General features: G+C 73.2%; 22 protein-coding genes. 13 read left to right on the forward strand and 9 right to left on the reverse strand.

Annotated elements, in window-relative coordinates; translation table 11 throughout:
* Positions 1 to 9 precede the first annotated feature (9 nt).
* Complete coding sequence (locus tag OG852_RS43440) at positions 10 to 786, forward strand: GNAT family N-acetyltransferase (protein ID WP_330350758.1); 777 nt, start codon at positions 10 to 12, stop codon at positions 784 to 786.
* Positions 787 to 804: 18 nt separating this feature from the next.
* On the opposite strand, the gene OG852_RS43445 is transcribed toward OG852_RS43440, so the two are convergent.
* Both OG852_RS43445 and OG852_RS43450 read right to left on the reverse strand, forming a co-directional pair.
* Positions 805 to 1,512 carry a TetR/AcrR family transcriptional regulator gene (locus tag OG852_RS43445; protein WP_133913264.1) on the reverse strand — a complete coding sequence of 236 codons (708 nt, stop codon included), beginning with the start codon at positions 1,510 to 1,512 and terminating at the stop codon, positions 805 to 807.
* A gap of 192 nt (positions 1,513 to 1,704) precedes the next feature.
* Positions 1,705 to 2,907 (reverse strand): IS110 family transposase, encoded by a 1,203-nt coding sequence (locus OG852_RS43450; protein ID WP_330346908.1) that lies wholly within the window; start codon positions 2,905 to 2,907, stop codon positions 1,705 to 1,707.
* 210 nt (positions 2,908 to 3,117) lie between these two features.
* On the opposite strand from OG852_RS43450, the gene OG852_RS43455 reads away from it, so the two are divergent.
* Positions 3,118 to 4,077 (forward strand): NAD-dependent epimerase/dehydratase family protein, encoded by a 960-nt coding sequence (locus OG852_RS43455; protein ID WP_330350759.1) that lies wholly within the window; start codon positions 3,118 to 3,120, stop codon positions 4,075 to 4,077.
* Between the two features lie 84 nt (positions 4,078 to 4,161).
* On the opposite strand, the gene OG852_RS43460 is transcribed toward OG852_RS43455, so the two are convergent.
* On the reverse strand, positions 4,162 to 4,425 hold the full coding sequence (locus tag OG852_RS43460) for a GlsB/YeaQ/YmgE family stress response membrane protein (protein WP_133914438.1): 264 nt from the start codon (positions 4,423 to 4,425) through the stop codon (positions 4,162 to 4,164).
* Between the two features lie 244 nt (positions 4,426 to 4,669).
* Here OG852_RS43460 and OG852_RS43465 point away from each other — a divergent pair, with 244 nt between their 5' ends.
* Entirely contained in the window at positions 4,670 to 6,127 is a 1,458-nt protein-coding gene (locus OG852_RS43465; RefSeq protein ID WP_330350760.1) for a hydrolase, read from the forward strand.
* A gap of 77 nt (positions 6,128 to 6,204) precedes the next feature.
* Here the strand turns inward: OG852_RS43465 and OG852_RS43470 are convergent, their stop codons facing one another.
* Together OG852_RS43470 and OG852_RS43475 are read right to left on the reverse strand one after the other, a co-directional pair.
* On the reverse strand, positions 6,205 to 6,645 hold the full coding sequence (locus OG852_RS43470; protein ID WP_133914436.1) for an SPW repeat protein: 441 nt from the start codon (positions 6,643 to 6,645) through the stop codon (positions 6,205 to 6,207).
* A gap of 355 nt (positions 6,646 to 7,000) precedes the next feature.
* Positions 7,001 to 7,600, reverse strand: coding sequence for a sigma-70 family RNA polymerase sigma factor (locus OG852_RS43475; protein WP_133914435.1), 600 nt, complete (start codon positions 7,598 to 7,600; stop codon positions 7,001 to 7,003).
* 149 nt (positions 7,601 to 7,749) lie between these two features.
* Here OG852_RS43475 and OG852_RS43480 point away from each other — a divergent pair, with 149 nt between their 5' ends.
* Entirely contained in the window at positions 7,750 to 8,718 is a 969-nt protein-coding gene (locus tag OG852_RS43480) for a MerR family transcriptional regulator (RefSeq protein WP_330350761.1), read from the forward strand.
* A 788-nt stretch (positions 8,719 to 9,506) separates the two neighbouring features.
* Here OG852_RS43480 and OG852_RS43485 read toward each other — a convergent pair.
* Together OG852_RS43485 and OG852_RS43490 are read right to left on the reverse strand one after the other, a co-directional pair.
* Positions 9,507 to 10,880, reverse strand: a complete 1,374-nt coding sequence (locus OG852_RS43485; protein ID WP_330350762.1) for a cryptochrome/photolyase family protein — start codon at positions 10,878 to 10,880, stop codon at positions 9,507 to 9,509.
* A 413-nt stretch (positions 10,881 to 11,293) separates the two neighbouring features.
* On the reverse strand, positions 11,294 to 12,823 hold the full coding sequence (locus OG852_RS43490; RefSeq protein ID WP_330350763.1) for an SDR family oxidoreductase: 1,530 nt from the start codon (positions 12,821 to 12,823) through the stop codon (positions 11,294 to 11,296).
* Positions 12,824 to 12,951: 128 nt separating this feature from the next.
* Between OG852_RS43490 and OG852_RS43495 the strand changes: the two genes are divergently transcribed.
* The 3 genes from OG852_RS43495 to OG852_RS43505 all read left to right on the forward strand — a co-directional run bounded on the left by OG852_RS43495 (position 12,952) and on the right by OG852_RS43505 (position 15,995).
* Positions 12,952 to 13,464, forward strand: a complete 513-nt coding sequence (locus tag OG852_RS43495) for a MarR family winged helix-turn-helix transcriptional regulator (protein ID WP_330350764.1) — start codon at positions 12,952 to 12,954, stop codon at positions 13,462 to 13,464.
* A 73-nt stretch (positions 13,465 to 13,537) separates the two neighbouring features.
* Positions 13,538 to 15,742: an MMPL family transporter gene (locus OG852_RS43500; protein WP_330350765.1), complete on the forward strand. Its 2,205-nt coding sequence runs from the start codon at positions 13,538 to 13,540 to the stop codon at positions 15,740 to 15,742.
* Between the two features lie 85 nt (positions 15,743 to 15,827).
* Positions 15,828 to 15,995, forward strand: a complete 168-nt coding sequence (locus OG852_RS43505) for a hypothetical protein (protein WP_166663610.1) — start codon at positions 15,828 to 15,830, stop codon at positions 15,993 to 15,995.
* 15 nt (positions 15,996 to 16,010) lie between these two features.
* Here OG852_RS43505 and OG852_RS43510 read toward each other — a convergent pair whose 3' ends face one another.
* Positions 16,011 to 16,925, reverse strand: a complete 915-nt coding sequence (locus OG852_RS43510) for a LysR family transcriptional regulator (RefSeq protein ID WP_208117225.1) — start codon at positions 16,923 to 16,925, stop codon at positions 16,011 to 16,013.
* A gap of 144 nt (positions 16,926 to 17,069) precedes the next feature.
* On the opposite strand from OG852_RS43510, the gene OG852_RS51080 reads away from it, so the two are divergent.
* The 5 genes from OG852_RS51080 (at position 17,070) to OG852_RS43530 (ending at position 21,423) form a co-directional block, all read left to right on the forward strand.
* Positions 17,070 to 17,147: a putative leader peptide gene (locus OG852_RS51080; RefSeq protein ID WP_351405193.1), complete on the forward strand. Its 78-nt coding sequence runs from the start codon at positions 17,070 to 17,072 to the stop codon at positions 17,145 to 17,147.
* Positions 17,148 to 17,292: 145 nt separating this feature from the next.
* Positions 17,293 to 18,426 (forward strand): dimethylsulfone monooxygenase SfnG, encoded by a 1,134-nt coding sequence (gene sfnG, locus OG852_RS43515; RefSeq protein WP_330350766.1) that lies wholly within the window; start codon positions 17,293 to 17,295, stop codon positions 18,424 to 18,426.
* A gap of 61 nt (positions 18,427 to 18,487) precedes the next feature.
* The gene (gene ssuE, locus OG852_RS43520) at positions 18,488 to 19,042 is read left to right on the forward strand and encodes an NADPH-dependent FMN reductase (RefSeq protein ID WP_133914427.1); all 555 of its coding nucleotides are present in this window, start codon (positions 18,488 to 18,490) and stop codon (positions 19,040 to 19,042) included.
* Positions 19,043 to 19,044: 2 nt separating this feature from the next.
* Entirely contained in the window at positions 19,045 to 20,232 is a 1,188-nt protein-coding gene (locus OG852_RS43525) for an SfnB family sulfur acquisition oxidoreductase (protein WP_133914426.1), read from the forward strand.
* Between the two features lie 51 nt (positions 20,233 to 20,283).
* Positions 20,284 to 21,423, forward strand: a complete 1,140-nt coding sequence (locus tag OG852_RS43530) for an LLM class flavin-dependent oxidoreductase (RefSeq protein WP_133914425.1) — start codon at positions 20,284 to 20,286, stop codon at positions 21,421 to 21,423.
* A gap of 59 nt (positions 21,424 to 21,482) precedes the next feature.
* On the opposite strand, the gene OG852_RS43535 is transcribed toward OG852_RS43530, so the two are convergent.
* Positions 21,483 to 22,511, reverse strand: coding sequence for an acyl-CoA dehydrogenase family protein (locus OG852_RS43535; protein WP_133914424.1), 1,029 nt, complete (start codon positions 22,509 to 22,511; stop codon positions 21,483 to 21,485).
* A 99-nt stretch (positions 22,512 to 22,610) separates the two neighbouring features.
* On the opposite strand from OG852_RS43535, the gene OG852_RS43540 reads away from it, so the two are divergent.
* On the forward strand, positions 22,611 to 22,961 hold the full coding sequence (locus OG852_RS43540) for a YciI family protein (RefSeq protein ID WP_133914423.1): 351 nt from the start codon (positions 22,611 to 22,613) through the stop codon (positions 22,959 to 22,961).
* The last annotated feature ends 1 nt before the right edge of the window (position 22,962 follow it).

Here is a 22,962-nt window from a genome sequence, read left to right on the forward strand (position 1 = left end):
AGTGGCCGTATGGATCATGCCGCGGTACTCGCCCTGTACGACCGGGACATGCGCGAAGGCGCCCGGCCCGAGAGCTCCGACGCCCGGGTCGAACGGACCGGGGGCGTGGTGCGCCACGTCGGCGGCGAGGGCGGCTGGAACGGCGTCCTCTGGTCGGACCTGGACGCCCCGGACGCCGACGCGGCGATCGCCGCCCAGGTCGCCTACTTCTCCGGGCGCGGCGCGGAGTTCGAGTGGAAGCACTACGGCCATGACCGGCCCGCCGACCTGGGGCGACGGCTCGCGGCCGCCGGGTTCACGGCCGAGCCCGAGGAGACCCTGATGATCGGCGAGACGACCGGCCAGCTCGTCGACGCGCCGCCGCCCCGGGGCGTCCGGATCGTGCCGGTGACGGACCGGGCGGGCGTCGAGCTCATGGTCGCGGCCAACGAGAAGGCCTTCGGCCGTGACGGCTCCTTCCTGCGGGACCTCGTGCTCGCCCGGCTCACCGCCGCCCCGGACACGATCGTGGCGCTGGTCGCCCTCGCCGGGGACGAACCGGTGAGCTCGGCGCGGATGGAACTCGTCCCCGGCACCCGCTTCGCCGGTCTGTGGGGCGGCGGCACCGATCCGGCCTGGCGCGGCCGCGGCATCTACCGCGCCCTGATCGCCCACCGCGCCCGCATCGCCACCGAGCGCGGCTACCGCTACCTCCAGGTCGACGCCTCCGACCAGAGCCGGCCCATCCTCGAACGCCTCGGTTTCGCCGCGCTCAGCACCACCACGCCGTACCTCTACACGCCGTAGCCGCCCCGGAGGCTGGTCTCAGGCCAGTCCGAAGGCGTCCGCCAGCAGTCCGATCTGGGCCGTGAGCAGCGTGGCCCCGTCGTGTCCCATGCCCTCGAACTGGCCGGACACCTCCAGACCCACGGCGCCGTGCATGTGCGTCCAGCCCAGCACGGCGCCCGCCAGGGCGACGCCCTCCGCGCCGGCGGGCACCCGCGTACGCGCCCACCCGGCCACCGCCGTGTCCCGCGCCGCCCACTCCGTCATCTGGGCCACCACCGGCCGCACCGAGGCCGTCGGCTCCGCCTGCGCGAACGCCGGCAGGAACGGGCCCAGCACCGCGCGGGCGCTGTCCAGCGTGTCCGCGGGAGCGGTGTAACCGGGCACCGGAGTGCCCTGGATGAGCAGATAGCGGTGCGGCTCGGCCACGGCCCACTCACGGCAGGCCGCGCCCAGTGCCTGGAGCCGCGCGCGGGGCGAGGTCCCCTCGGGAAGCGCCCCGGCCGCCGCCGTGGCGGCCCCCGCCAGATCGGCGTACGCGTCCCGGATCAGGTCCGTCAGCAGCGCGTCCCGGCTGTCGAAGTACCGGTAGAGCGCCGGACCCGACAGGCCGACCTCCTTCGCGATCCGGGTCAGCGCCACGGCCCCCGTGCCGCCCTCGGCGAGCTGCCGGAGCGCGATGTCCTTGATCTCCGCCCGCGTCTGCTCGCGATACCGCGCCCTCGGGCTCTGCGCACTGCCGGCCACCGGCGCTCCTCTCTCCCGCACGGCCGTACCACGGCAGCCGTGTTCCCGCGTTCCTGGTGACACACCTTAACGAAAGGCCGGGCCTCCCCCTGTTGCTATGAATCATCGCGAGAGTTACAGTCTCTAACTGTTGCGACTGGTCATCAGAACCGAATGGCCGGACATCCAGCGAAAGGAATCTCAATGATCGCGTCAAGGCGCCTGCGTGACCGGTGGGGCGGAGGTGAACAGCCTCTTGTCACGCAGGATCGCCCAGAGCACGTCGACCCGGCGGCGGGCAAGCGAGAGGAGGGCCTGCGTGTGCAGCAGTCCCTCGGCCCGCTTCTTGAGGTAGTAGTCCCGGGAAGGTCCGGGTCGCATCATCGCCGTCTGCGCGGCCATGTAGAAGATGTGCCGCAGGCGCCGGTTGTAGCGCTTGGGCCGGTGGTAGTTGCCGGTGCGGCGGCCGGAGTCGCGGGCGACCGGGGCCAGGCCGGCGTGCGAGGCCAGACGGCCGGCGTCGCGGTAGCCGGACAGGTCCCCGACGATGGCGATGAACTCGGCCCCGAGGATGGGGCCCATGCCGGGCATGGACTCGATGATCTCGGCACGGTCGTCGGTGCGGAAGGTCTCGCGGATCTCCCGGTCGTTGTCCTTGATCCGCTCGTCCAGGGCCAGGAGCTGGTGGGCGAGGTCGCGGACCAGCTGCGCGGCCCGTTTCTCGCCGGGAAGCGCGAGCTGCTGGGACTGGGCGGCCTCGACGGCCTTGGCCGCGACGTCGACAGCGCCGCGGACCTTGCGGCGTTCCAGCCAGGTCGTCAGCCGCTTGACGCCGATCCGACGCAGGGCGGCCGGGGTCTGGTACTCGGTCAGCATGACGACCGGGCCTTTGGCCGCGGAGTAGTCGAAGGCCCGCTCCAGCGCGGGGCAGATGCCCACCAGCAGGTCGCGAAGCCGGTTGATCAGGCGGACGCGGTCGGCGATCAGGTCTGCCCGATGGTTCGTCAGCACCCGCAGGGTGGAGACCAGCTCCGGGGGCGTGTCCAGCGGGGCGAAGTCCCGTCGCATTCTGGCCTGGTCAGCGATGACACGTGCGTCCTTGGCATCGGTCTTGCCCTCGCCCTTGTAGGCGCCGGACATGCGGTTGACCGTCCGGCCGGGGACGTAGACGACCTGCTGCCCGTGGGCGACCAGCAGGGCCAGCAGCAGGGTGGAGGCCCGGCCGGAGATGTCCACCGCCCACCGCACCTCTTCAGCCCGCTCACGGGCCGTCTCGATGAGAGTGAGGATCTGGGCCTCGTCGTTGATCACCTTCGTCGAGAACAGCGTCTCGCCGTCGGCATCGACCGCAACCGCCCAGTGATGCCCCTTGCCGGCATCGACGCCGACCCATATCCGCCTGCCAGACGTGCTCAAAGCCGTCGCTCCATCTTCCTCATGACCGGCAGTTCACGGTCCGAAGAACACCCCGCCGACAGGTCCCTAACCAGCGATGACCGCAGTTCTCAATCAGTGGTCGGAGCGTCCTGGAGGACCGGGCGGCCATTCCTTTCGAGTCACAAGCGACAACCCGCCATCAGCCACACCCGGTCCTCCCGGACCGCCTCACATTCTTAGGGAACCGTCATGTCTGCCGTCACCGGCGAGAACCGCTCCCTGCACACCGTCCTCGGCTCCGGCCCCGCCGGTACCGCGCTCGCCGTCGAACTCGTCCGCCGGGGGCACGCCGTACGCCTCGTCGACCGCAAGGGGGAGGGGCCCGGGAGCGAGGGGGTCGAGCGGTACGCCGCCGACGTCAGCACCCCGGAGGGCGCGCGGGCCGCCGTGGCGGGCGCCGGAGTCGTGTACCACTGCGTCAACGTCGGCTATCACCTCCAGGTCGAGGCGATGCCCCGCATCCAGGACGCCGTCCTCGGCGCCGTCGAGGCCTCCGGCGCCCGGCTCGTCGTCCTCGACACCCTCTACCCGTACGGCGAGACCAAGGGGGCGGTGATGACCGAGGACACCCCGTGGCGGGCGACCAGTCGCAAGGGCCGGATGCGGGCCCGACTGGACGAGACGTACCTCGCCGCCCATCGCGAGGGGCGGGCCCGGGTGGTACTCGGCCGCTCCGCCGACTTCGTCGGCCCCGGCGTGCTCAACTCCACCCTCGGCGGAGCGGTCTTCCCGGCCGCGCTGACCGGCGCGGAGGTGCTCGGCATCGGCGACATCGACCTGCCGCACAGCTACACCGACATCCGGGACGTGGCGGCCGGCCTCGCCACCCTCGGCGAACACCCCGAGGGTGACGGACGGGTCTGGCATCTGCCGACCGCGTCCGCCGTCAGCACCCGGGCGGTCCACGCGATGATCGAGCGACACCTCGGCGGCCCGCTGAAGGTCCTGGTCGTCGAGGAGCCCCGCCCCTACGGCCCCTTCGACGAGCAGTTCATGGCCGAGTACGCCGAGATGTGGTACCAGCACACCGAGCCCCAGATCGTGGACTCCTCCGCCTTCGAGAAGGCCTTCGGGGTGACGCCGACGCCTCTGGAGGAGACCCTGGCCGCCACCCTGGAGTGGTATCGGGGGCTGCTCGGCGGGCGGTGAAGGGGTGGGCCGGGCGGCCTCGCCGTCCCGGTCGGCCCCGCGCCGCAGGCCGTCCGGGACGGGGCCGTCATCGGCCCGGTGTGCTCACCGCCTCGCCTTGGCCCGGTCCAGCGCCGTCACGCCGACCGCCGCGAGGCCGATCTGGATGAGCCACTCGACCCAGTCGACCCCGTCGGTGTCCGCCACGCCCAGCGCCGAGGCGAGGGCCGATCCGATCAGCGCGGCCACGATGCCGACCAGGATCGTCCACAGCAGGCCGATGCGCTGGCGGCCCGGAACGACGAGTCGTCCGAGCACACCGATGATGATGCCGATGAAGATGGCACTGATGAGGCCGTCGATCTCCATCTCGCCCCTCCTTGGTGAGAGCCCGTCGCCTAGCTTGTGCCCGCTGTGGGGTGGGGCAGTCCGTTCCGGATCGCGCTGCTGACGCCATGGCGGACGTTATTGCCCGCACTTGATGTTCACAGCGCCGTCATGCCATGTACCTTTCAATCAGTCCACGCGTGTAGAACCCTTCCTTGCGGGATCTACGCGCGCAGATCGACCGCCGCAGCCGTCCTCTCCCCACCCCCTCACGGAGGTTCGCCGGATGCCCGGATCACCGAGACACCCCCGCAAGGTCACCACCCTCCTCGCCGGCCTCGGCCTGCTCGTCACCGGAGCCGCCCTGCAGGTCTCCACCGGCGCCGCGCCCGCCCACGCGGCCACCCCCCACCGGATCCTCTTCGACGACGGCCACGCCGAGGAGGCCGGCAACGCGGACTGGATCATCTCCACCAGCAAGCCCGACCCGCTCTCCCAGGACTCCACCCCGTCCTCGGAGACGGACTGGACCGGCGCCCTGTCGGCGTGGGGCGTGGCCCTGCAGAAGACCGGCGACTACAGCCTGAAGACCGCCACGAGCGCCCTCACCTACGGCGGCTCGTCCACGACCGACCTGTCGAACTTCGACACGCTGGTCCTGCCGGAGCCCAACACGCTGTTCACCACCGCCGAGAAGACGGCGATCATGAACTTCGTGAAGAACGGCGGCGGCCTCTTCATGATCTCCGACCACACCGGCGCCGACCGCAACAACGACGGTGAGGACGCGGTCGAGATCTTCAACGACCTGATGACGAACAACAGCGTCGACTCGACCGACCCGTTCGGCTTCTCCGTCGACTCGCTGAGCATCAGCTCCGACTACCCGTCGGCCATCAGCGACAGCACCGACCCGGTGCTCCACGGCTCCTTCGGCACCGTCAGCAAGAGCCTCATCGCCAGCGGTACGACGGCCACCCTCAAGCCCGCCGACAACTCCGCCGTCAAGGGCCTGCTCTACCGCACCGGGTACTCCGGGAACACCGGAGCCTTCTTCGCCACCAGCACCTTCGGCAGCGGCCGGGTCGCCTTCTGGGGTGACAGCTCGCCCATCGACGACGGCACCGGCCAGTCCGGCAACACCCTCTACGACGGCTGGAACGACTCCGGCGCCACCAATGCCGCCCTCGCCCTGAACGCCACCGAGTGGCTCGCCGGCGCAAGCGGCAGCGGGGGCGGCGGCGACGGCGGCGGCGGCGGCTCCGGCACCTGCACCGCCGCGCAGCTCCTCGGCAACAACGGCTTCGAGTCCGGCGCCACCACCTGGAGCGCCACCAGCGGCGTCATCACCACCTCCTCGAGCCAGTCGGCCCGTACCGGCTCCTACTACGCCTGGCTCGACGGCTACGGATCGGCCCACACCGACACGCTCTCCCAGTCGGTGACCATCCCGTCCGGCTGCACCACCGCCGCCCTCAGCTTCTACCTGCACATCGACACAGCCGAGACCACCACCAGCACGGTGTACGACACGCTGAAGGTCCAGGTGCTCAACAGCTCCGGGACGGTCCTCGGCACGCTGGCGACCTACTCCAACCTCAACGCCGCCGGCGGCTACACCCAGCGCAGCTTCAGCCTCGCGAGCTACGCCGGCCAGACCGTCACCCTCAAGTTCACCGGCACCGAGGGCTCCACCCTCCAGACGTCCTTCGTCCTCGACGACACGGCGCTCACGGTGAGCTGACCTCCCCGCAAGACGGTTCGGCCGCCCCGCGCACGCGGGGCGGCCGAACCGCCTTTCCGTCGGAAGGGGGAGCGGGCCTACGCCCGAGGGGCGCTCCTCGCCGCCGTGAAGGCGCACATCATCCCCAGGATCACGGCCAGGGCGCCGATGATGATGTTGTTGACCACCACACCGGCGTCCGGGCTGTTCCCGACGACCCACGGTGCGATGATCATCCACACGCCGAGCGCGCACATGGCCCAGCTCAGGCCGTACATACGGGCCGGGGCGGCGGTGAAGCCGAGGGCCAGCAGACCGATCGCTATGCCCATGATCAGGTTGTGGGTCATGAGGTCGGGCTGGCTGGTGGTGTAGTGGAGCACCCACGGTGACACCGCGCAGTACAGACCGAGCAGGAATACCGGTCCGTCCACGAGCGCCACATCACGGCCGCCGAGCACGGCGTCGTAACGTGCCCGCATCTCGGATACGTCGGGGTGGGTCGATATGTCACTTCTGTCTGGCGAGACGTTGGCCATGACTCGTCTCCTTCGACTGCAGGCCTGACCGCGTCTGGTGCGGTGTGCGGTAAGCGCCGCGCAGAGACATTCTGCGCTTATTCAACCTTTATGTGTAGAGCCCTTCACGTGCCGGACCCGCTGCCGGCCGAGCTACTCCCCGCGGACGGGACCGCCCCCGGGGAGCACCGACACTCCCCGGGGGCGTGCGGGAGGGGCCGCGCTCCCGCCGGCCGCACTTGAGGGGACGTGGAGGTGCGGCCGCCCGGTACTTCGCCGGGGGTGCCGGATTCGGATGCGGCGCGGCATCCCGGCGTCGGAAAAACGCCTGCCGTCACCGGTGCAGCGTTTGTGCGTCGAAAATGGATTCGGGCCGTCACCCCTCGCCCGGCGGCTCCAGGCGGACCCGCAGCCGCTGCATACCGCGCCGGGCATGGCTCTTGACCGTGCCGAGCGGCCAGCCGGTGCGCTCCGCGATCTGGGTCTGGGTGAGGTCCTCGTAGAACGTCAGCCGCAGCACCCGCTGCTGCGGCGCCGGCAGTCGGGCCAGTTCACCGCGCACGAGCACCCGGTCGAGGACGGCCTCGGGCCGGTCCCGGTCCGGGTCGACGACGGAGAGCTCGGAACCGGCCGCGGCGGCGAGACGCAGACGACGGGTCCGGGCCGCCAGACTGTCGGCGATCCTCCGGCGGGTGATGCCGACGATCCACCCCCCGAGGGTGCCGCGCTCCGGCCGGTAGCCCGCACGCCCCCGCCAGACGCCCAGGAACACCTGCTGACTCACGTCCTCGGCCTCCCGCGCGTCCCCGAGGGAACGCCAGGCCAGCGAGTGCACCAGGGCGGACCAGCGACGGTAGGCGGCGTCCAGACAGGCCTCGTCGCCCGCCACCAGACCACGGGCGATCTCCTCGTCGGCGAGCGGCTCACCGCCGCACGCACGCGTGGACGGGACGGCGGGGGACAGTTGCGGGCTCATGACGTCGGCTCCTCACGTCGGGCGACCCGTCCCCGGGCCGGTGCGGGACGTCCTCACGGGGACTCGCCCCGTGAGGCAATCGTCCGAGCGGCACGCGGGCCCCTCAACACGCGTCGTTTCTGCGTCGTATCGGCCGTAAGGTCGGGAACATGAGCGAGTCCACCGTCTCCGACGACACCGGTCTGACCACCGGCGCCCTGGCCCGCCGCCTGGGTGTGGCACCCACGACCCTGCGCTCCTGGGACCGGCGCTACGGCATCGGTCCCGCCGTCCGCGCGGACGGCCGGCACCGCCGCTGGCGGCCGGACGACGTGGCCGTGCTGGAGGCGATGTGCCGGCTCACCTCGGCCGGGGTGCCGCCCGCCGAGGCCGCCCGCGCCGCGAAGGAGGGCGCCGGCGTGCCCGCACGGGAGCCGGCCGGCGCCGTGCGGGAACGGTCCCGGGAGACGGGCGGGCTCCCGCTGGGCGGTGACGTCCGCCAGGAGTGCCGGGGCCTGGCCCGCGCCGCCGTACGACTGGACGCTCCGGCCGTCGCCGAGCAGTTGACCCAGGCCGTGGACCGGCACGGCCTGACCGCCGCCTGGCAGGAGGTGATGGTGCCGACCCTGCACGCCGTGGGACGCAAGTGGGCCTCGTCCGGGGACCGGTACGTCGAGGTCGAGCATCTGCTGTCCTGGCACGTCTCCACGGCCCTGCGGCGCGCGACCCGCCCCGCCGCACCGGGCGACGACACGGGCGGACCGGGCCCGGTGCTCCTCGCCTGCGTGCCCGGTGAGCAGCACACCCTGCCGCTGGAGGCGCTCAACGCCGGACTCAGCCGACTCGACGTGCCCACGCGGATGTTCGGAGCCGCCGTCCCCTCGGAGGCGCTGTCCGCGGCCGTCCAGCGGCTGGGCCCGGTGGCCGTCGTCCTGTGGGCCCAGGCCCGCTCCACCGCGAGCCTGGCCCTCGCCCGCCATCTCGCGGCGACCCGCTGGGGGGTACGCGGGGCCCGCCGCACCCCGTCCGTGGTGCTCGGCGGCCCCGGCTGGGCCGGCCGCCCCGGCCCGGGCCTGCCCCGGCCGACGTCCCTGGGCGACGCACTGGAGACGCTGGCGGCGGTGTACGACGCCGGGTGAGCCGCCCGAGGCGCCTCGGCCCCGCCGAGGGGAGCCGTGCCCTGCGGCGCGCTCGCCCCACCGCTTCAGCAGGTCGGTCGCGAGCGGGGCCGACGAGGCCGGGTTCGGCCCGTGACCAGGTTGCGGTCGACCACCACGTGGGGCGCCCAGGGCCGTCCGGGAGGTCGGGCAGGGCCGGGCCACGCCACACCCGCACGTCCACGCCCGCCTCGGTGAGCCGGTCCTGCGGCAGCCACTTCCCCGTCTCGCCGAGGCCGGCCCGGGCCCGCGCCCTGCCGCTCTCGCCCCGCTGGTCGCCGAGGGGTGCGGCCGCGGATCGCGACCGGGCCGACCGACCCCCTCCTGGAGGAGTTCGGAGCGGGCCGCCACGAGGAGTTCGTCCTGATCGCGGCCCGGGTCCGGGCCGAGCGGCTCGGGGGACGGCTCGCCGAGGTAGGGTCCGCGGCACCGCACTTCGTGCCGCTCGTGACGTACGCCGAGGACCCGCCCATCGCCCGCCGCCACCGGCGGCACGCCTACGGCCGTCGGCCGTCCTGCCCCGCCGCCCGGACCGGGCCCGGCGGGCGTGGGGTGCCGGCCGGCGGTCGTGGCGGGCGCCGGCCTCCCCGTGCTGCCGCGCTACCTCTGCCTCGGCGCACTCGCCTCCGGCGCCCTCGTCGCGCTCCCCACCCCGGACGACCCGCCCCTCGACACCGGCTACCTCGCCCAGCGCCCGGCGCCCCGGAGAACCCGGACGTACGGCGCGTCCGTGACCGGCTGCCGAGCGCCGGGCCGACCTGATGAGCCGTTCACACGTGGTCGCGCGCCCGCTTGAAGCGGGCCAGACCGTCGGCGAGGTCGACGACCGGGTCCGGGTAGTCGAGCGCCGCCCGGTCCAGGCCCCGCAGCTTCCACGGTTCGTGCGCCGCCGGCCCCTCCAGCTCCGCCAGCTCGGGCACCCAGCGCCGCACGTACGCCCCGTCGGGGTCGTAGCGCTTCGCCTGGGTGACCGGGTTGAGGACCCGGTTGGGCCGGGAGTCGGTGCCCGTCCCGGCCATCCACTGCCAGTTGAGCTGGTTGTTCGCCACGTCCCCGTCGACCAGGAGATCCAGGAAGTGCCGGGCGCCGATGCGCCAGTCGACGTACAGCGTCTTGGTGAGGAAACTCGCCGTGAGCAGGCGTCCCCGGTTGTGCATCCAGCCCTCGTGCCGTAGCTGCCGCATCGCCGCGTCCACCACGGGGTAGCCGGTACGGCCCTCCCGCCAGGCCTCGACGTCCGCGCCGGCCGTGCGCTCCGTACGCCACCGGTCGTGCTTGGTGCGGTAGTCCGCGACCGCCGCCTGCGGCCGCGCGGCCAGCACCTGGCGGTGGAAGTCACGCCAGGCGACCTGCCGTACGAACGCCTCGGCGCCCGGCCCGCCCACGGCCCGCGCCCGGTGCACGAGCTCGACGGGGGAGAGGGTGCCGAAGTGCAGATGCGGCGAGAGTCGCGAGGTCGCGTCGCCGGCCAGGTCGTCGTGGCGGTCCTCGTACGAGGCGACGCCCGAGCGCAGCCAGGCGGCGAGCCGGGCGCGGCCCTCCGTCTCACCGCCCTCGGCGAGCGCCGGCGCCAGGCCGGAGAGGGCCTTGCGGTCCGGCAGTTCCTCCGAGCCGACGCCCTCCGGCACCCGTACCGCCCGCGGCGCGGCGCGGACCTCCCGCAGCCGCTGGCGCGACCAGTGCCCGAAGTACGGCGTGAAGACCGCGAAGTGGTCGGAGGAGCCCGGGGCCAGCACCCCGGGGTCCACCACGGTCGTCACCGTGCCGTGCACATGCAGACGGACGCCCTCGGCCTCCAGGGCGCGCCGCAGCCGTTCCTCGCGTCGCTGGGCGTACGCGCTCGCGTCCGCCGCCAGATGGACCTCGTCGGCCTCCGCCTCGGTGGCCACCCGGCACACCTCCTCCACGAGGTCCCCGGACCGCAGCACCAGCCGGCCGCCGCGCTGCCGCAGGCCCGCGTCGAGATCGCGCAGACAGTCGGCGAGGAAGGCCAGCCGGTTGGGCGCGGCGAACCCCGAGCCGTCCACCGCCCGGTCGCGCACGAACAGCGGAACCACCTCCCGCGACCCGTCGAGGGCCGCGCGCAGCGGAGGGTGGTCGTGCAGCCGCAGGTCGGAGGTGAACAGGACGACCGAGACGTTCATGGGACGGCTCCGGGGCGAGGGGGTGAGGCGGTGACGGACTACCACGCGTTTCCGCCCGACGGCGCCGGACGGATGCGCCCGCCTGCGGCGGCTCGGCCCGGCGACTGCGGGTGGGCGGGGTAGAGGTCGATCCGGTGGCTCCGGTTTCGGGGCGGGGACGCCGGTGGGCGGGGCGCTGGTCGGTCGGGGGTCGGCTGCCGGGCGGGGTGTGGGTCTCGGTCGGGGCGCGGCTGCCGCTGGGCGGGGTGTGGGTCGGTCGGGGCGCGGCTGCCGCTGGGTTGGGTGTGGGTCGGTTGGGGGTCTGTGGCGGATGTGGGGTGTCGGTCGGTTGCCGGGCGGCTGCGGCTGCGGGTGTGGGCCGTGGGTCGGCGGCGGGGCGGCTGCGGTGTGGATCCTGGCGGGTCGGGCCGGGGTCAGCCGGTGGGGGTGCGGTCGGGGGTGTGGGTCGCCGCGTCCGCCAAGGCCGCGCGGGCGATGTTGCGGGCCATGCCGCCGAAGACCACCGCGTGGAACGGCGACACGCTCCACCAGTACACGTGGCCGAGCAGCCCGCGCGGGTGGAACAGGGCGCGCTGACGGAAACGGGTGCGTCCGTCCCCGTCCGTCTCCGCGTACATCTCCAGCCACGCCAGACCCGGCAGCCGCATCTCCGCCCGGAGCCGCAGCAGATGCCCCGGCTCGATCTCCTCGACCCGCCAGAAGTCCAGCGAGTCCCCCACCCGCAACCGTGCCGCGTCCCGGCGCCCCCGGCGCAGGCCCACCCCGCCCGCCAGCCGGTCCAGCCACCCCCGTACCGCCCAGGCGAGCGGGAAGGAGTACCAGCCGTTGTCGCCGCCGATGCCCTCGATCACCCGCCACAGCGAGGCCCGCGGAGCGTCCACGCACAGCTCCCGGTGGTCGCAGTAGAGGCTTCCGCCGGCCCAGTCGGGGTCGGTGGGCAGGGGATCGCTCGGCGCCCCCGGCAGGGAGGCCGAGGACCAGCGGGTGGTGACCCGTGCCTCGCGCACCCGCCGCAGGGCGAGCCGGACCGCCTCGTCGAAGCCGACCGGATGACCGGGCGGGTCCGGAACGTACCGGGCGATGTCGTGCTCGCGGCACACCACCTCGTGCCGCAGCGACTCGGTGAGCGGCCGCGCGATGGAGGCCGGCACCGGCGTGACCAGCCCCACCCAGTGGCTCGACAGACCGGGGGAGAGCATCGGTACGGGCAGGATCAGCCGGTGCGGCAGCCCCGCGACGGCGGCGTAACGGACCATCATCTCCCGGTAGGTCAGGATGTCGGGGCCGCCGATGTCGAAGGTCCGGCTCACCCCGGGCGGCATCCGCGCCGCGCCGACCAGCGCGCGCAGCACGTCCCGGACGGCGACCGGCTGGATCCGGGTGTGCACCCAGCTGGGGGTGACCATCACCGGCAGGCGCTCGGTCAGATAGCGCAGCATCTCGAACGAGGCCGAACCCGAGCCGATCACGACCGCCGCCCGCAGCACGGCCGTGGGCACGCCCGAGCCGAGCAGGATCCGGCCGACCTCGGCGCGCGAGCGCAGATGCGGCGACAACCGCTCCTCCGGCACCCCGTAGGGGGTGAGCCCGCCCAGGTAGACGAGCCGGCGGACGCCCGCGGCGCGTGCCGACTCCCCGAAGATCCGTGCCGCCCGCCGGTCCGTCTCCTCGAAGTCCCCTCCGGTGCCCAGGGCGTGCACCAGGTAGTACGCGACGTCGACGCCCCGCATCGCCGCCGCCACGGACTCCGCGTCGGTCACGTCCCCGCGGACCACCTCCACCCGGCCCGCCCACGGGTGGTCGCGCAGCCGTGCGGGGGAGCGGGCGAGGCAGCGTACGCGCAGGCCCGCCGCCAGCAGCTCGGGGACGAGCCGGCCGCCGATGTATCCCGAGGCGCCGGTCACCAGACACAGGGGTCCGGTGCCGTGGTCGTGTGCCGTCATCAGTGCTTCGTCCTTCCCGCCCATGACCCCCTCGTGGTCATCGCTTCCCTGCGTGGCGCGGTGGTGGATGCGCCGCTCCCGCCGGTGCGCCCGATCGGCGGACACCGGCGGGCGGCTAGGCTGATCGCGTGGCCACAGCGAACGACCGGGAACGGCAGCAGGCGGAACGGGAACAGCCGTCGGACGCCCCCGGGACGGGGACCGATCTGCACGCCTTCGCCGTGGCGCTGCGCCGGATGAACGGCGAGATCAACCGCCTGGTGCACGTCTTCGCGGGCGACCACGGACTGCACGCGACGGACGTCCAGGCGCTCGGCGCGATCCTCGACTCCGACGAGCCGATGACACCGAAGCGGCTGCGGGAGCACCTCGGCCTCACCTCCGGCGCGGTCACCGCGTGCGTGGACCGGCTGGAGCGGGCCGGGCACATCCGTCGCGTCCGGGAGAGCGCCGACCGCCGGGTGGTCCATCTGTACTACGCCGCCGACGCCCGAGCGGCGGCCCGCACCTACTTCCGCCCCCTCGCCGAGGCGACCGACGCGGCCCGCTCCCGGTTCACCGACGACGAACTGGCCGTGGTGGTGCGGTTCCTGAGCGCGATGAACGAGGAACTCGGCACCACCGTGCCGCCCGGCCACTGAGGCGGCTACGATCGGCGGGAGCAAATAACTCAACCATTGAGATTGTTTTTCATTGAGTGTTCTCTGGAGCGCCATGTCCACCACCCAGCGACGAGCCCGCCGGCTCGTGCCGCTTCTCCTGATCGCCGTATGGCTGGCCGTCGGAGGGGTCCTCGGCCCCTACGCCGGGCGCCTCGGCGAGGTGGCCACCAACGACCAGGCCGCGTTCCTGCCGCGCAGCGCCGAGTCCACCGAGGTCATCGCCGCCCAGCGGGCCTTCAGCGAGGACGAGACGCTCCCGGCCGTCGTCGTGTGGACGGGCTCCGGCCTGGCGGGGCAGCGCGCGGCGGCCGACCGCGCCCTCGCCTCCCTCGACGGCACCCCGGGGGTGCGGGGCCGGATCTCCCCGGCCGTCCTCGCCAAGGACGGGGCCGCCCTGCAGGCCGTCGTCCCGCTCCGCCCCGACCTCGGTGACGGTCTCGCCCCCGCCCTCGACCGGATCCGCGCCGCGGCCGAGCGCGTCCCCGGCGGCACCGTCCACCTGGCGGGCCCCGCCGCCGCTCAGGCCGACCTCTCCGACGCCTTCGCCGGGATCGACGGACTGCTGCTCGCCGTGGCCCTGTTCACGGTCCTGGTGATCCTGCTGCTCGTCTACCGCAGCGTCCTGCTGCCGCTGGTGATCATCCTCGGCGCGGTCTTCGCGCTGGGCCTCGCCTGCGCGGTCGTGTACGTCCTCGCCGACCACGACCTGGTCCGCGTCGACGGACAGGTCCAGGGCATCCTGTCGATCCTCGTCATCGGCGCCGCCACCGACTACGCCCTGCTCCTGACCGCCCGCTACCGTGAGGAACTCGCCCTCGGCCGCGACCGGTTCACGGCGGTGCGGGCCGCGTTGCGGCAGTCCTGGGGCGCTGTCGTGGCCAGCGCCGCGACCGTCGCGCTCGGGCTGCTGGCCCTGCTGCTCAGCGACCTCACCAACAACCGCGCGCTCGGACCGGTCGGCGCCATCGGCATCGGCTGCGCCGTCCTGTCCTCACTCACCTTCCTGCCCGCCGTCCTCGTCGTCCTGGGCCGCGCGGCGTACTGGCCGGCCAAGCCCCGGGCTGCCGTCCCGGGCACGGGCACCACGGGCGCGGGAGAGGCGGGTGCCGACGGTACCGAGGCGGCCGCAGGGGGCGCCGCCCCGGGCCTATGGGGCCGGGTCGCCGGGCTGGTCGACCGGCGGCCCCGCCGGGTCTGGGCGGTCACCCTCGCCGTCCTGCTGGCGGGCGCGGCCTTCGCACCGGCGCTCGCCTCCCGGGGCGTCCCCCTCGACGAGACCTTCGTCGACGACGCGCCCTCCGTCGCCGCGCAGCAGACCCTGAGCGCGCACTTCCCCGGCGGCGCGGGCAACCCCGCCGTGGTCGTCGCGGACGCGGACCGCCTGGAGCGGGTGCTGACCGCGGCCCGCGCCACCGAGGGCGTCGCCTCGGCCGCGGCCAGGACCACGACCGGACGCCCCGGCGGCACCCCGCTGGTCGTCGACGGGCGGGTCCAGGTCGACGTCACCCTCGCCTCCGCCGCGGACGGCGACGCCGCCCGGCGGACCGTGGCACGTCTGCGCGCCTCCCTGCACGCCGTTCCCGGCGCCGACGCCCTCGTCGGCGGCTACACCGCCCAGCGCCACGACACCCTGCGCACCGCCGAACGCGACCGCACCCTCATCGTCCCCGTGGTCCTCGCCGTGATCTTCCTGATCCTCACGGGACTGCTGCGGTCCCTGCTGCTGCCCGCCCTGCTGGTCGCGACGGTCGCCCTGAACTTCCTGGCCACGCTGGGCGTCTCCGCCCTCGTCTTCCGGCACGTGTTCGGCTTCACCGGCACCGACCCCTCGGTCCCGCTCTACGGGTTCGTGTTCCTGGTGGCGCTGGGCGTCGACTACAACATCTTCCTCATGTCCCGGGTCCGCGAGGAGTCCCTGCGGTACGGCGTGCGCCGGGGCGTCCTGCGCGGTCTGGTGAGCACGGGCGGGGTCATCACCTCCGCCGGCGTCGTCCTCGCCGCGACGTTCGCCGCGCTCGGTGTGATCCCCCTGGCCTTCCTCGCGCAGATCGCGTTCATCGTGGCCTTCGGCGTGCTCCTCGACACCCTCGTGGTGCGCTCGCTGCTGGTGCCCGCGCTGGTCCTCGACATCGGACCGCGCGCCTGGTGGCCGAGCCGCCTGACGGGTGATCCGACCGGGGGAGGCCGGGCCCCGGCCGACGAGACCCGTCGGTCCGCCTCGCCCGCGTCCGAGGAGAGCCGTACGCCCTCAGCGTGAACATGCTCGCGGCCATCCGGGGCAGACGCAGCGTAGTCGTCCGACACGAACCCGTAAGACCCCGGAGGCGGAGGTGTCTGCAGCTATGCGCGCGACGGTGTGGGAACGCTTCCCGGCGGGAGCGCCCCGCGGATCCTGGCCGGCGGAGGAGTGCGCGGCGAGGCTGCGCGCCGAGGGCCGGCCCGCGAGCGTCGTCATGGACCTGAAGTCCGACGCCTTCCTCGTCGTCGTCCCGGCGGAGGACGAGGAGTGACCGCCGGAGCCGGTGTCAGGGCCCGGCTCCGGCGGCCAGTTCCCGTGCCCTGCGCACGAACACCTCGTGCAGTTCCCGCGCGGCCTGCGGCACGGACTCCGCCCTGCGCCGCTGCAGCATGAGCAGGACCCCGGTGGTGTCCCCGGCGATCGGCCGGTGGGTGAGCGCGCCCTGCCGCTCCAGGGGATCCCCGACGACACTGAAGTCCGGCAGGACCGTCGCCCCGAGCCCCTCGGCGACCATCAGCTTGCCCATCTCGGCGCCGTCCGTGGAGTAGGCGAACGCGGGATCGCGGCCCCCGAGAAGCCGGTGCACATAGCGGTGCATGACGTACCCCGACCGCATGCCGATCAGGGGGACGCCGAGCAGGTCGTCCACCGACACCTCCGGCGCCGCCGCCAGCGGACTGTCGGGCCGCACGCACACCACCGGTCGCCCGCGCAGCAGTTCGGTGGAGTCGAACTCGGCGGGCACGTCGTCACCGTCCAGATGGTTCACCAGCCCCAGGTCGAACCCGCCCTCCAGCAGCCCCCGGTGAATGTCGGTCTGCTGGGCGCCCACCACCTCGACCTGGGTGAGGGCGTGCGCGGCACGGAACGCGCGGAGTACCGGCAGGAGCAGCGGCACGGTCGCCGCGTTCACCGTGCCGACCCGCACCATCCGCCGGATCCGGTGCTGTTCGCCCGCCGCCGCCCGCAGCCGGTCCACGGCGTCCAGCACCCCGATGATGTGCGGCAGCAGCTCCCGCCCCGAGGCGCTCATGGTGGCCCCGGACCGCTTGCGCTCCAGCAGATCGACCCCGAGTTCACGCTCCAGGTTCCGTACGGTCTCGCTCAACGCGGGCTGGGAGAGCCGCAGTTCCTCGGCGGCCCGGCGCAGCGAACCGAGCCGTGTCACCGCCGCGATGTATTCCAACTGTTCCGTCCGCACCCTCCGAAGAATGCGGACCCATTCCTCGGCCGTTCAAGGGTTTCCCTGTCACACCTTCGTGAAATTCAATGGTCCGGGATACGAGACCGGTCGGGTTTTCCTTGACTGCCGTCACCGGCGGCTGTCACGATCGACGGCATGACGATGCGACTGGACCTCACGCGGCGACGCCACGTCGACCTCGCGCGCGTCTCCAGCGCCTCCTGTCGCGCCGCGGCCTGATCCTCCCCTTCCCCGAGATCCGCCGCGCCTTTCCCCGTTTCCCCACCCGAATTCACCGCGCCCGCAGGGTCCGCGTTCCCCACGCGTGCCTTCCGTGCCGGCTGAATTCGGCGTGCCAGAAAACATTCCGCAACAGGAGTTCCGCATGCCCGCCGCGCCCCTGAAATTCGCCTATTGGGTCCCCAACGTCAGCGGGGGACTGGTCACCAGCAGGATCGAACAGCGCACCGACTGGGGGTACGACTACAACCGCGAACTCGCCGTCCTCGCCGAGAACAACGGTTTCGACTACGCCCTCAGCCAGGTCCGCTACATGGCCAGTTACGGCGCCGAGTACCAGCACGAGTCGACCAGCTTCAGCCTCGCCCTGCTGCTCGCCACCGAACGCCTGAAGGTCATCGCGGCGATCCACCCCGGACTGTGGCACCCGGGAGTGCTCGCCAAGTTCGGCGCCACCGCCGACCACCTCTCGAACGGCCGCTTCGCCGTGAACGTCGTGTCCGGCTGGTTCAAGGGCGAGTTCACCGCCCTCGGCGAACCCTGGCTGGAGCACGACGAACGGTACCGCCGTTCCGAGGAGTTCATCCGCGCCCTGCGCTCGATCTGGACCGAGGACCACGCCGAACTCGGCGGGGACTTCTACCGCCTGCGTGACTTCACCCTCAAGCCGAAGCCCCTCAACACCCCCGAACGCCCGCACCCGGAGATCTTCCAGGGCGGCAACTCCACCGCGGCCCGCGCCATGGCCGGCCGGGTCTCCGACTGGTACTTCTCCAACGGCAAGGACTTCGACGGAGTCGTCGAGCAGATCGACGACGTCCGCAGGTCCGCCGCCGCATCGGGCCGTACGGCACCGAAGTTCGGCCTCAACGGCTTCCTCATCGCCCGGGACACCGAGGCCGAGGCCCGCGAGACCCTCCGCGAGATCGTCGCCCGGGCCGACCGTGAGGCCGTCGAGGGCTTCGGCGCCGCCGTCAAGCAGGCGGGACGGTCCACCGCCGACGGCAGGGGCATGTGGCAGGACTCCACCTTCGAGGACCTGATCCAGTACAACGACGGCTTCCGCACCGGACTGATCGGCACCCCCGAGCAGATCGCCGAACGCATCGTCGCCTACAAGAAGCTCGGCGTCGACCTCTTCCTCCTCGGCTTCCTCCACTACCACGAGGAGGTCGAGTACTTCGGCAAGCGCGTCCTGCCGCTCGTCCGCGAACTCGAGGCCCGGCTTCCCGATCCGGCGGCCGAGGCCGAGCCCGCGTCCCAGCCCGTCTCCGTCTGACACCCGTCCCACCGGTGCGCCCTCCGCGCGGGCGCACCGGCCTGCTCTCGAAAGAGGATCCATGGCCACCGTCCTGTCCGTCTCCGGCAGTCCCTCCGCCTCCTCCCGCACCGGCCGTCTCCTGCGCCACCTCGACCAGCGGCTGACCGCCCAGGGCCACGAGGTGATCGCGCTCGACGTCCGTACGATCCCGGCCGAGGCACTGCTCGGCGCGGACTTCCGCCACCCGGCCATCGTCGAGGCCACCGAGCTGTTCGCCCGCGCCGACGGTGTGGTCGTCGGCACCCCCGTCTACAAGGCGTCGTACTCCGGGGTCCTCAAGGCGCTCCTCGACCTGCTCCCGCAGTACGCGCTCACCGGGAAGACCGTGCTGCCGCTGGCCACCGGGGGCTCCACCGCCCATGTCCTGGCCCTCGACTACGCTTTGCGGCCCGTCCTCAACTCGATGGGCGCCGCGCACATCGTGCAGGGCTGGTTCACCCTCGACAAGGACATCACCGCCCAGGAGGACGGCACGATCACCATCGCCCCGGCCTCCGCCGAGGCGCTCGCCCAGGTCGTCGACCAGTTCTCCGCCGCTCTCGGCCGCACCCCGTACCTGGCCGCGGCGAGCTGACCATGACCGCCGCGCACGTCATCGCCGACGACGCCGAGGCCCTCGCCCTCGCCGCCGCCCTGGCCGACGAGTTCCGGCCCGGAGCCTCCGCCCGGGACACCGAACGCCGCCTGCCGCACGAAGAGTTGGACCGGCTCTCGGCCTCCGGACTGCTCGCCGTCACCGTCCCCGCCGACCACGGCGGGGCGGACGTCAGCGCCGAGACCCTCGCGGAGATCCTCCGTCTCCTCGCCACCGCCGACGCCAGCCTCGCCCAGATCCCGCAGAGCCACTTCGCCTACGTCAACGTGATTCGCCGTCAGGGAACCGAGCAGCAGCGGAAGTTCTTCTTCGCCGAGCTGCTCGCGGGCCGCCGCTTCGGCAACGCCCAGTCCGAGGCCGGAACCCGGCACGTCCAGGACATCCGCACCCGGCTGGTGGCGCGGCCCGACGGCTCGTACGTCCTGACCGGGGTCAAGCACTACTCCACCGGCGCCCTCTTCGCCGACTGGATCCCCGTCCTCGCCCGCTCCGAGGACGACAAGCTCCAGGTGGCCTACGTCCCCGCCGGCGCCCCCGGTCTGACGGTCACCGACGACTGGGACGGCCTCGGCCAGCGTACGACGGCCAGCGGCACCGTCCGGCTCGACGGGGTCCCGGTACCCGCCGACCGCGTCCTGCCCCACCACCTCACCTTCGAGGGGCCCCAACTCCACGGAGCGGTCGCCCAGTTGCTGCACGCCGCCATCGACGCCGGGATCGCCGCGGGCGCGCTCGCCGAGGCGGCGGCGTTCGTGACGACCAAGAGCCGCCCCTGGTTCGAGAGCGAGGCCGAGACGGCCGCCGAGGACCCGCTGCTGATCCAGCGCTTCGGTGAACTCGCCCTGCAGGTGCGGGCGTCGGAGGCCCTGCTGCGGGAGTCCGCCCGCGCGGTGGACACGGCGCGCGCCCACCTCACCGACGACTCGGCCGCCGAGGCCTCCCTCGCGGTCGCCGCGGCCAAGGTGCAGTCGGCTCGCGCCGCCGTGGAGGTGTCCAGCGCCCTCTTCGAGGTCTCCGGAACCCGCTCGGCGCTCGACTCCCTCAATCTGCACCGGCACTGGCGCGACGCCCGCACCCACACCCTGCACGACCCCATCCGCTGGAAGATCCAGCACATCGGCCGGTACGCGCTGAGCGGCACCCGGCCGCCGCGCCACGGACTCCTCTAGCGACCCCCCAGGCGCTGTCGACTCGGCGACCCTCTCGATCGGAGACCCCCCGTGTCCCTCACCTTCCACTGGTTCCTGCCCACCAACGGCGACAGCCGGCACGTCGTCGGCGGCGGCCACGGCACCCCGGCCACCGCCTCCGGACGGGACCGGCCGCCGACGGTCGCCTATCTGAGCCAGATCGCCAGCGCCGCCGAGGACCTGGGCTTCGTGGGCGCGCTCACCCCCACCGGGGCATGGTGCGAGGACGCGTGGCTGACCACCGCCATGGTCAGCCGGCACACCGAACGGCTGAAGTTCCTGGTCGCCTTCCGGCCCGGCTTCGTCTCACCGACGCTCGCCGCGCAGATGGCCGCCACCTTCCAGCGACAGAGCGGCGGTCGGCTCCTGCTGAACGTGGTCACCGGCGGCGAGAGCCACGAACAGCGGGCCTACGGGGACTTCCTAGACAAGGACGACCGGTACCGCCGTACCGGAGAGTTCCTGGAGATCGTCCGGGGGTTGTGGGACGGCAAGACCGTCGATCTCGACGGCGAGCACCTGCGGGTCGAGGACGCCCGGCTGGCGCGGGTGCCGGACCCGGTTCCGGAGGTGTACTTCGGGGGCTCCTCGCCGCTCGCCGGGGAGATCGCCGCGCGGCACGCGGACGTGTACCTCACCTGGGGTGAGCCGCCCGCGCAGGTCGCCGAGAAGATCGCCTGGATCCGGGGGCTCGCGGCGAAGGAAGGGCGCACCCCGCGGTTCGGCATCCGGCTGCACGTCATCACCCGGGACACCGCGGAGGCCGCCTGGGCGGAGGCCGACCGGCTGCTCGACGGGTTCGACCCCGAGACCGTGAGGTCCGTCCAGGCCGGGCTGGCGCGCAGCGAGTCCGAGGGGCAGCAGCGGATGCTCGCGCTGCACGGCGGCAGCCGGGAGGGGCTGGAGATCCATCCCAACCTGTGGGCCGGGATCGGGCTGGTGCGCGGTGGTGCGGGGACCGCGCTGGTGGGGAGCCATGCGGAGGTGGCCGAACGGATCAAGGAGTACGCGGCGCTGGGGATCTCGGAGTTCGTGCTGTCGGGGTATCCGCATCTGGAGGAGGCGTACTGGTTCGGGGAGGGGGTGCTGCCTCGGCTGGCCGAGGACGGGGTGTGGCGGCACCCCGGAGGGGAACGGCGGGCCTCGGTGCAGGTGCCGTTCGCCGGGTGAGAGGGGTGTCCGGGGCGCTTCGGCGGGTGAGTCGTGGCCGGTCGCAGGTGCCCGCGCCCCTAAGCACCGAGGGCGTCGAGATGTGAGCGGCGGGACTCCTGCGTCTGGCCCTGGACCAACAGGAACAGGGCCTCCCTCGCCAGGCGTTGGGCCCTGCTCGTCAGGAGCATCGAGCGCCCTCCTCCCGTCACCACCGCCGCCGTGGTCGCCGCCTGGAGCAGTGCGTGGGAACGGGTCCTGAGGGCCAGGCGTTCCGGCAGGTGCTCATGGGGCTTCGCCTCGTCGATCAGGGCGTAGGCCTGGTCACGCACCTGCGTGAGGCGGGCGCGCAGGGGTGCGGCCGTCTCCTCGTCCACCAGGGCCAGCGCCGCCTCGGCGATGCCGAAGACCGCCGGGTTGGCGTTCACCGTCCTGAGGCGGTCGGTCGCCGACCAGCTGGTGTGCGGGGTGCGCAGGGCCACCGCGTCGTCCGGCAGCCAGAGGCCGTCCAGGTCCAGGGACACCGTGCGGGCCGCGGTGAGGGCGGCCAGGCGGAGCGGGGGCGACGCCCGCAGGCCCGGCTGGTCACGGGCCTCCGTGAAGGCGAACAGGGCCTCGTCGGTGTCCGTGACCCCGGCGAGGAGCAGCACGTCGTTCAGGCCCCAGCCCGTGTACCAGGGGACCTTTCCGTCGAAGCGCCAGCCGCCCCGCTCGCGGACGGCCCGGACCGGGATCCGGGGGTGGGCCCGCAGATGGGCGTAGGCCACCCCGGACAGCAGGTCACCGGTCGCCAGCCGGCCGAGCAGCCGCTCGCGCACCGGGCCCTCGCCCTTGGCCAGCGTCAGCACCGGGGTGTGGTGCTGGGTCTGCACGAACCAGGTCGAGCAGCACGCCCCGGCCAGGATCTCCGCCGTCTCGCGCACCACCGCGCCGGGTGCCTCGGCGCCGCCGTACGCCTTCGGCGCGTTGAGTCCCAGCAGGCCCGAGCATCTGATCTCCGTCAGATGGCCCACCGGGACCTCCCCCTGGTCGACCTCCTCGGCGTGCGGGGCGAGGAGGTCGTCGGCGAGGCGGCGGGCGCGGGTGACGAGGGGGTGCGGTGCGGTCATGGACAAGATTCTTTCCCGTGTCGGGGTGGGGGGTGTCGATCCGGGGGACTGCCGTTCGTGTAGGAGGTGAGAGAACGGCACGACGCCAAGGAGGACGTCATGAAGCACTACCTGCTCAGCGTGGTCCAGCCCACCGGTGGTGAGCCGCCCGCGCCCGAGGAGCTGGCCGAGATCATGCGCCGGGTACAGGCCTACAACGACGAGCTGCGCGCCGCCGGGGCCTGGGTCTTCGCCGGCGGTCTGAACGGTCCGGAGACGGCCACCGTGCTGCGGCCGAAGGACGGAGACGTCCTCATCACGGACGGTCCGTACGCCGAGGGCAAGGAGTACCTCGGCGGACTCAGCCTGATCCGGGCCGCCGACCTCGACGAGGCCCTGGAGTGGGGCAGGAAGGCCGCCCTGGCCACGACCCTGCCCATCGAGGTGCGTCCGTTCGTCGACCAGCACTGAG

It is taken from the genome of Streptomyces sp. NBC_00582 (assembly GCF_036345155.1).
Taxonomy (GTDB): domain Bacteria; phylum Actinomycetota; class Actinomycetes; order Streptomycetales; family Streptomycetaceae; genus Streptomyces.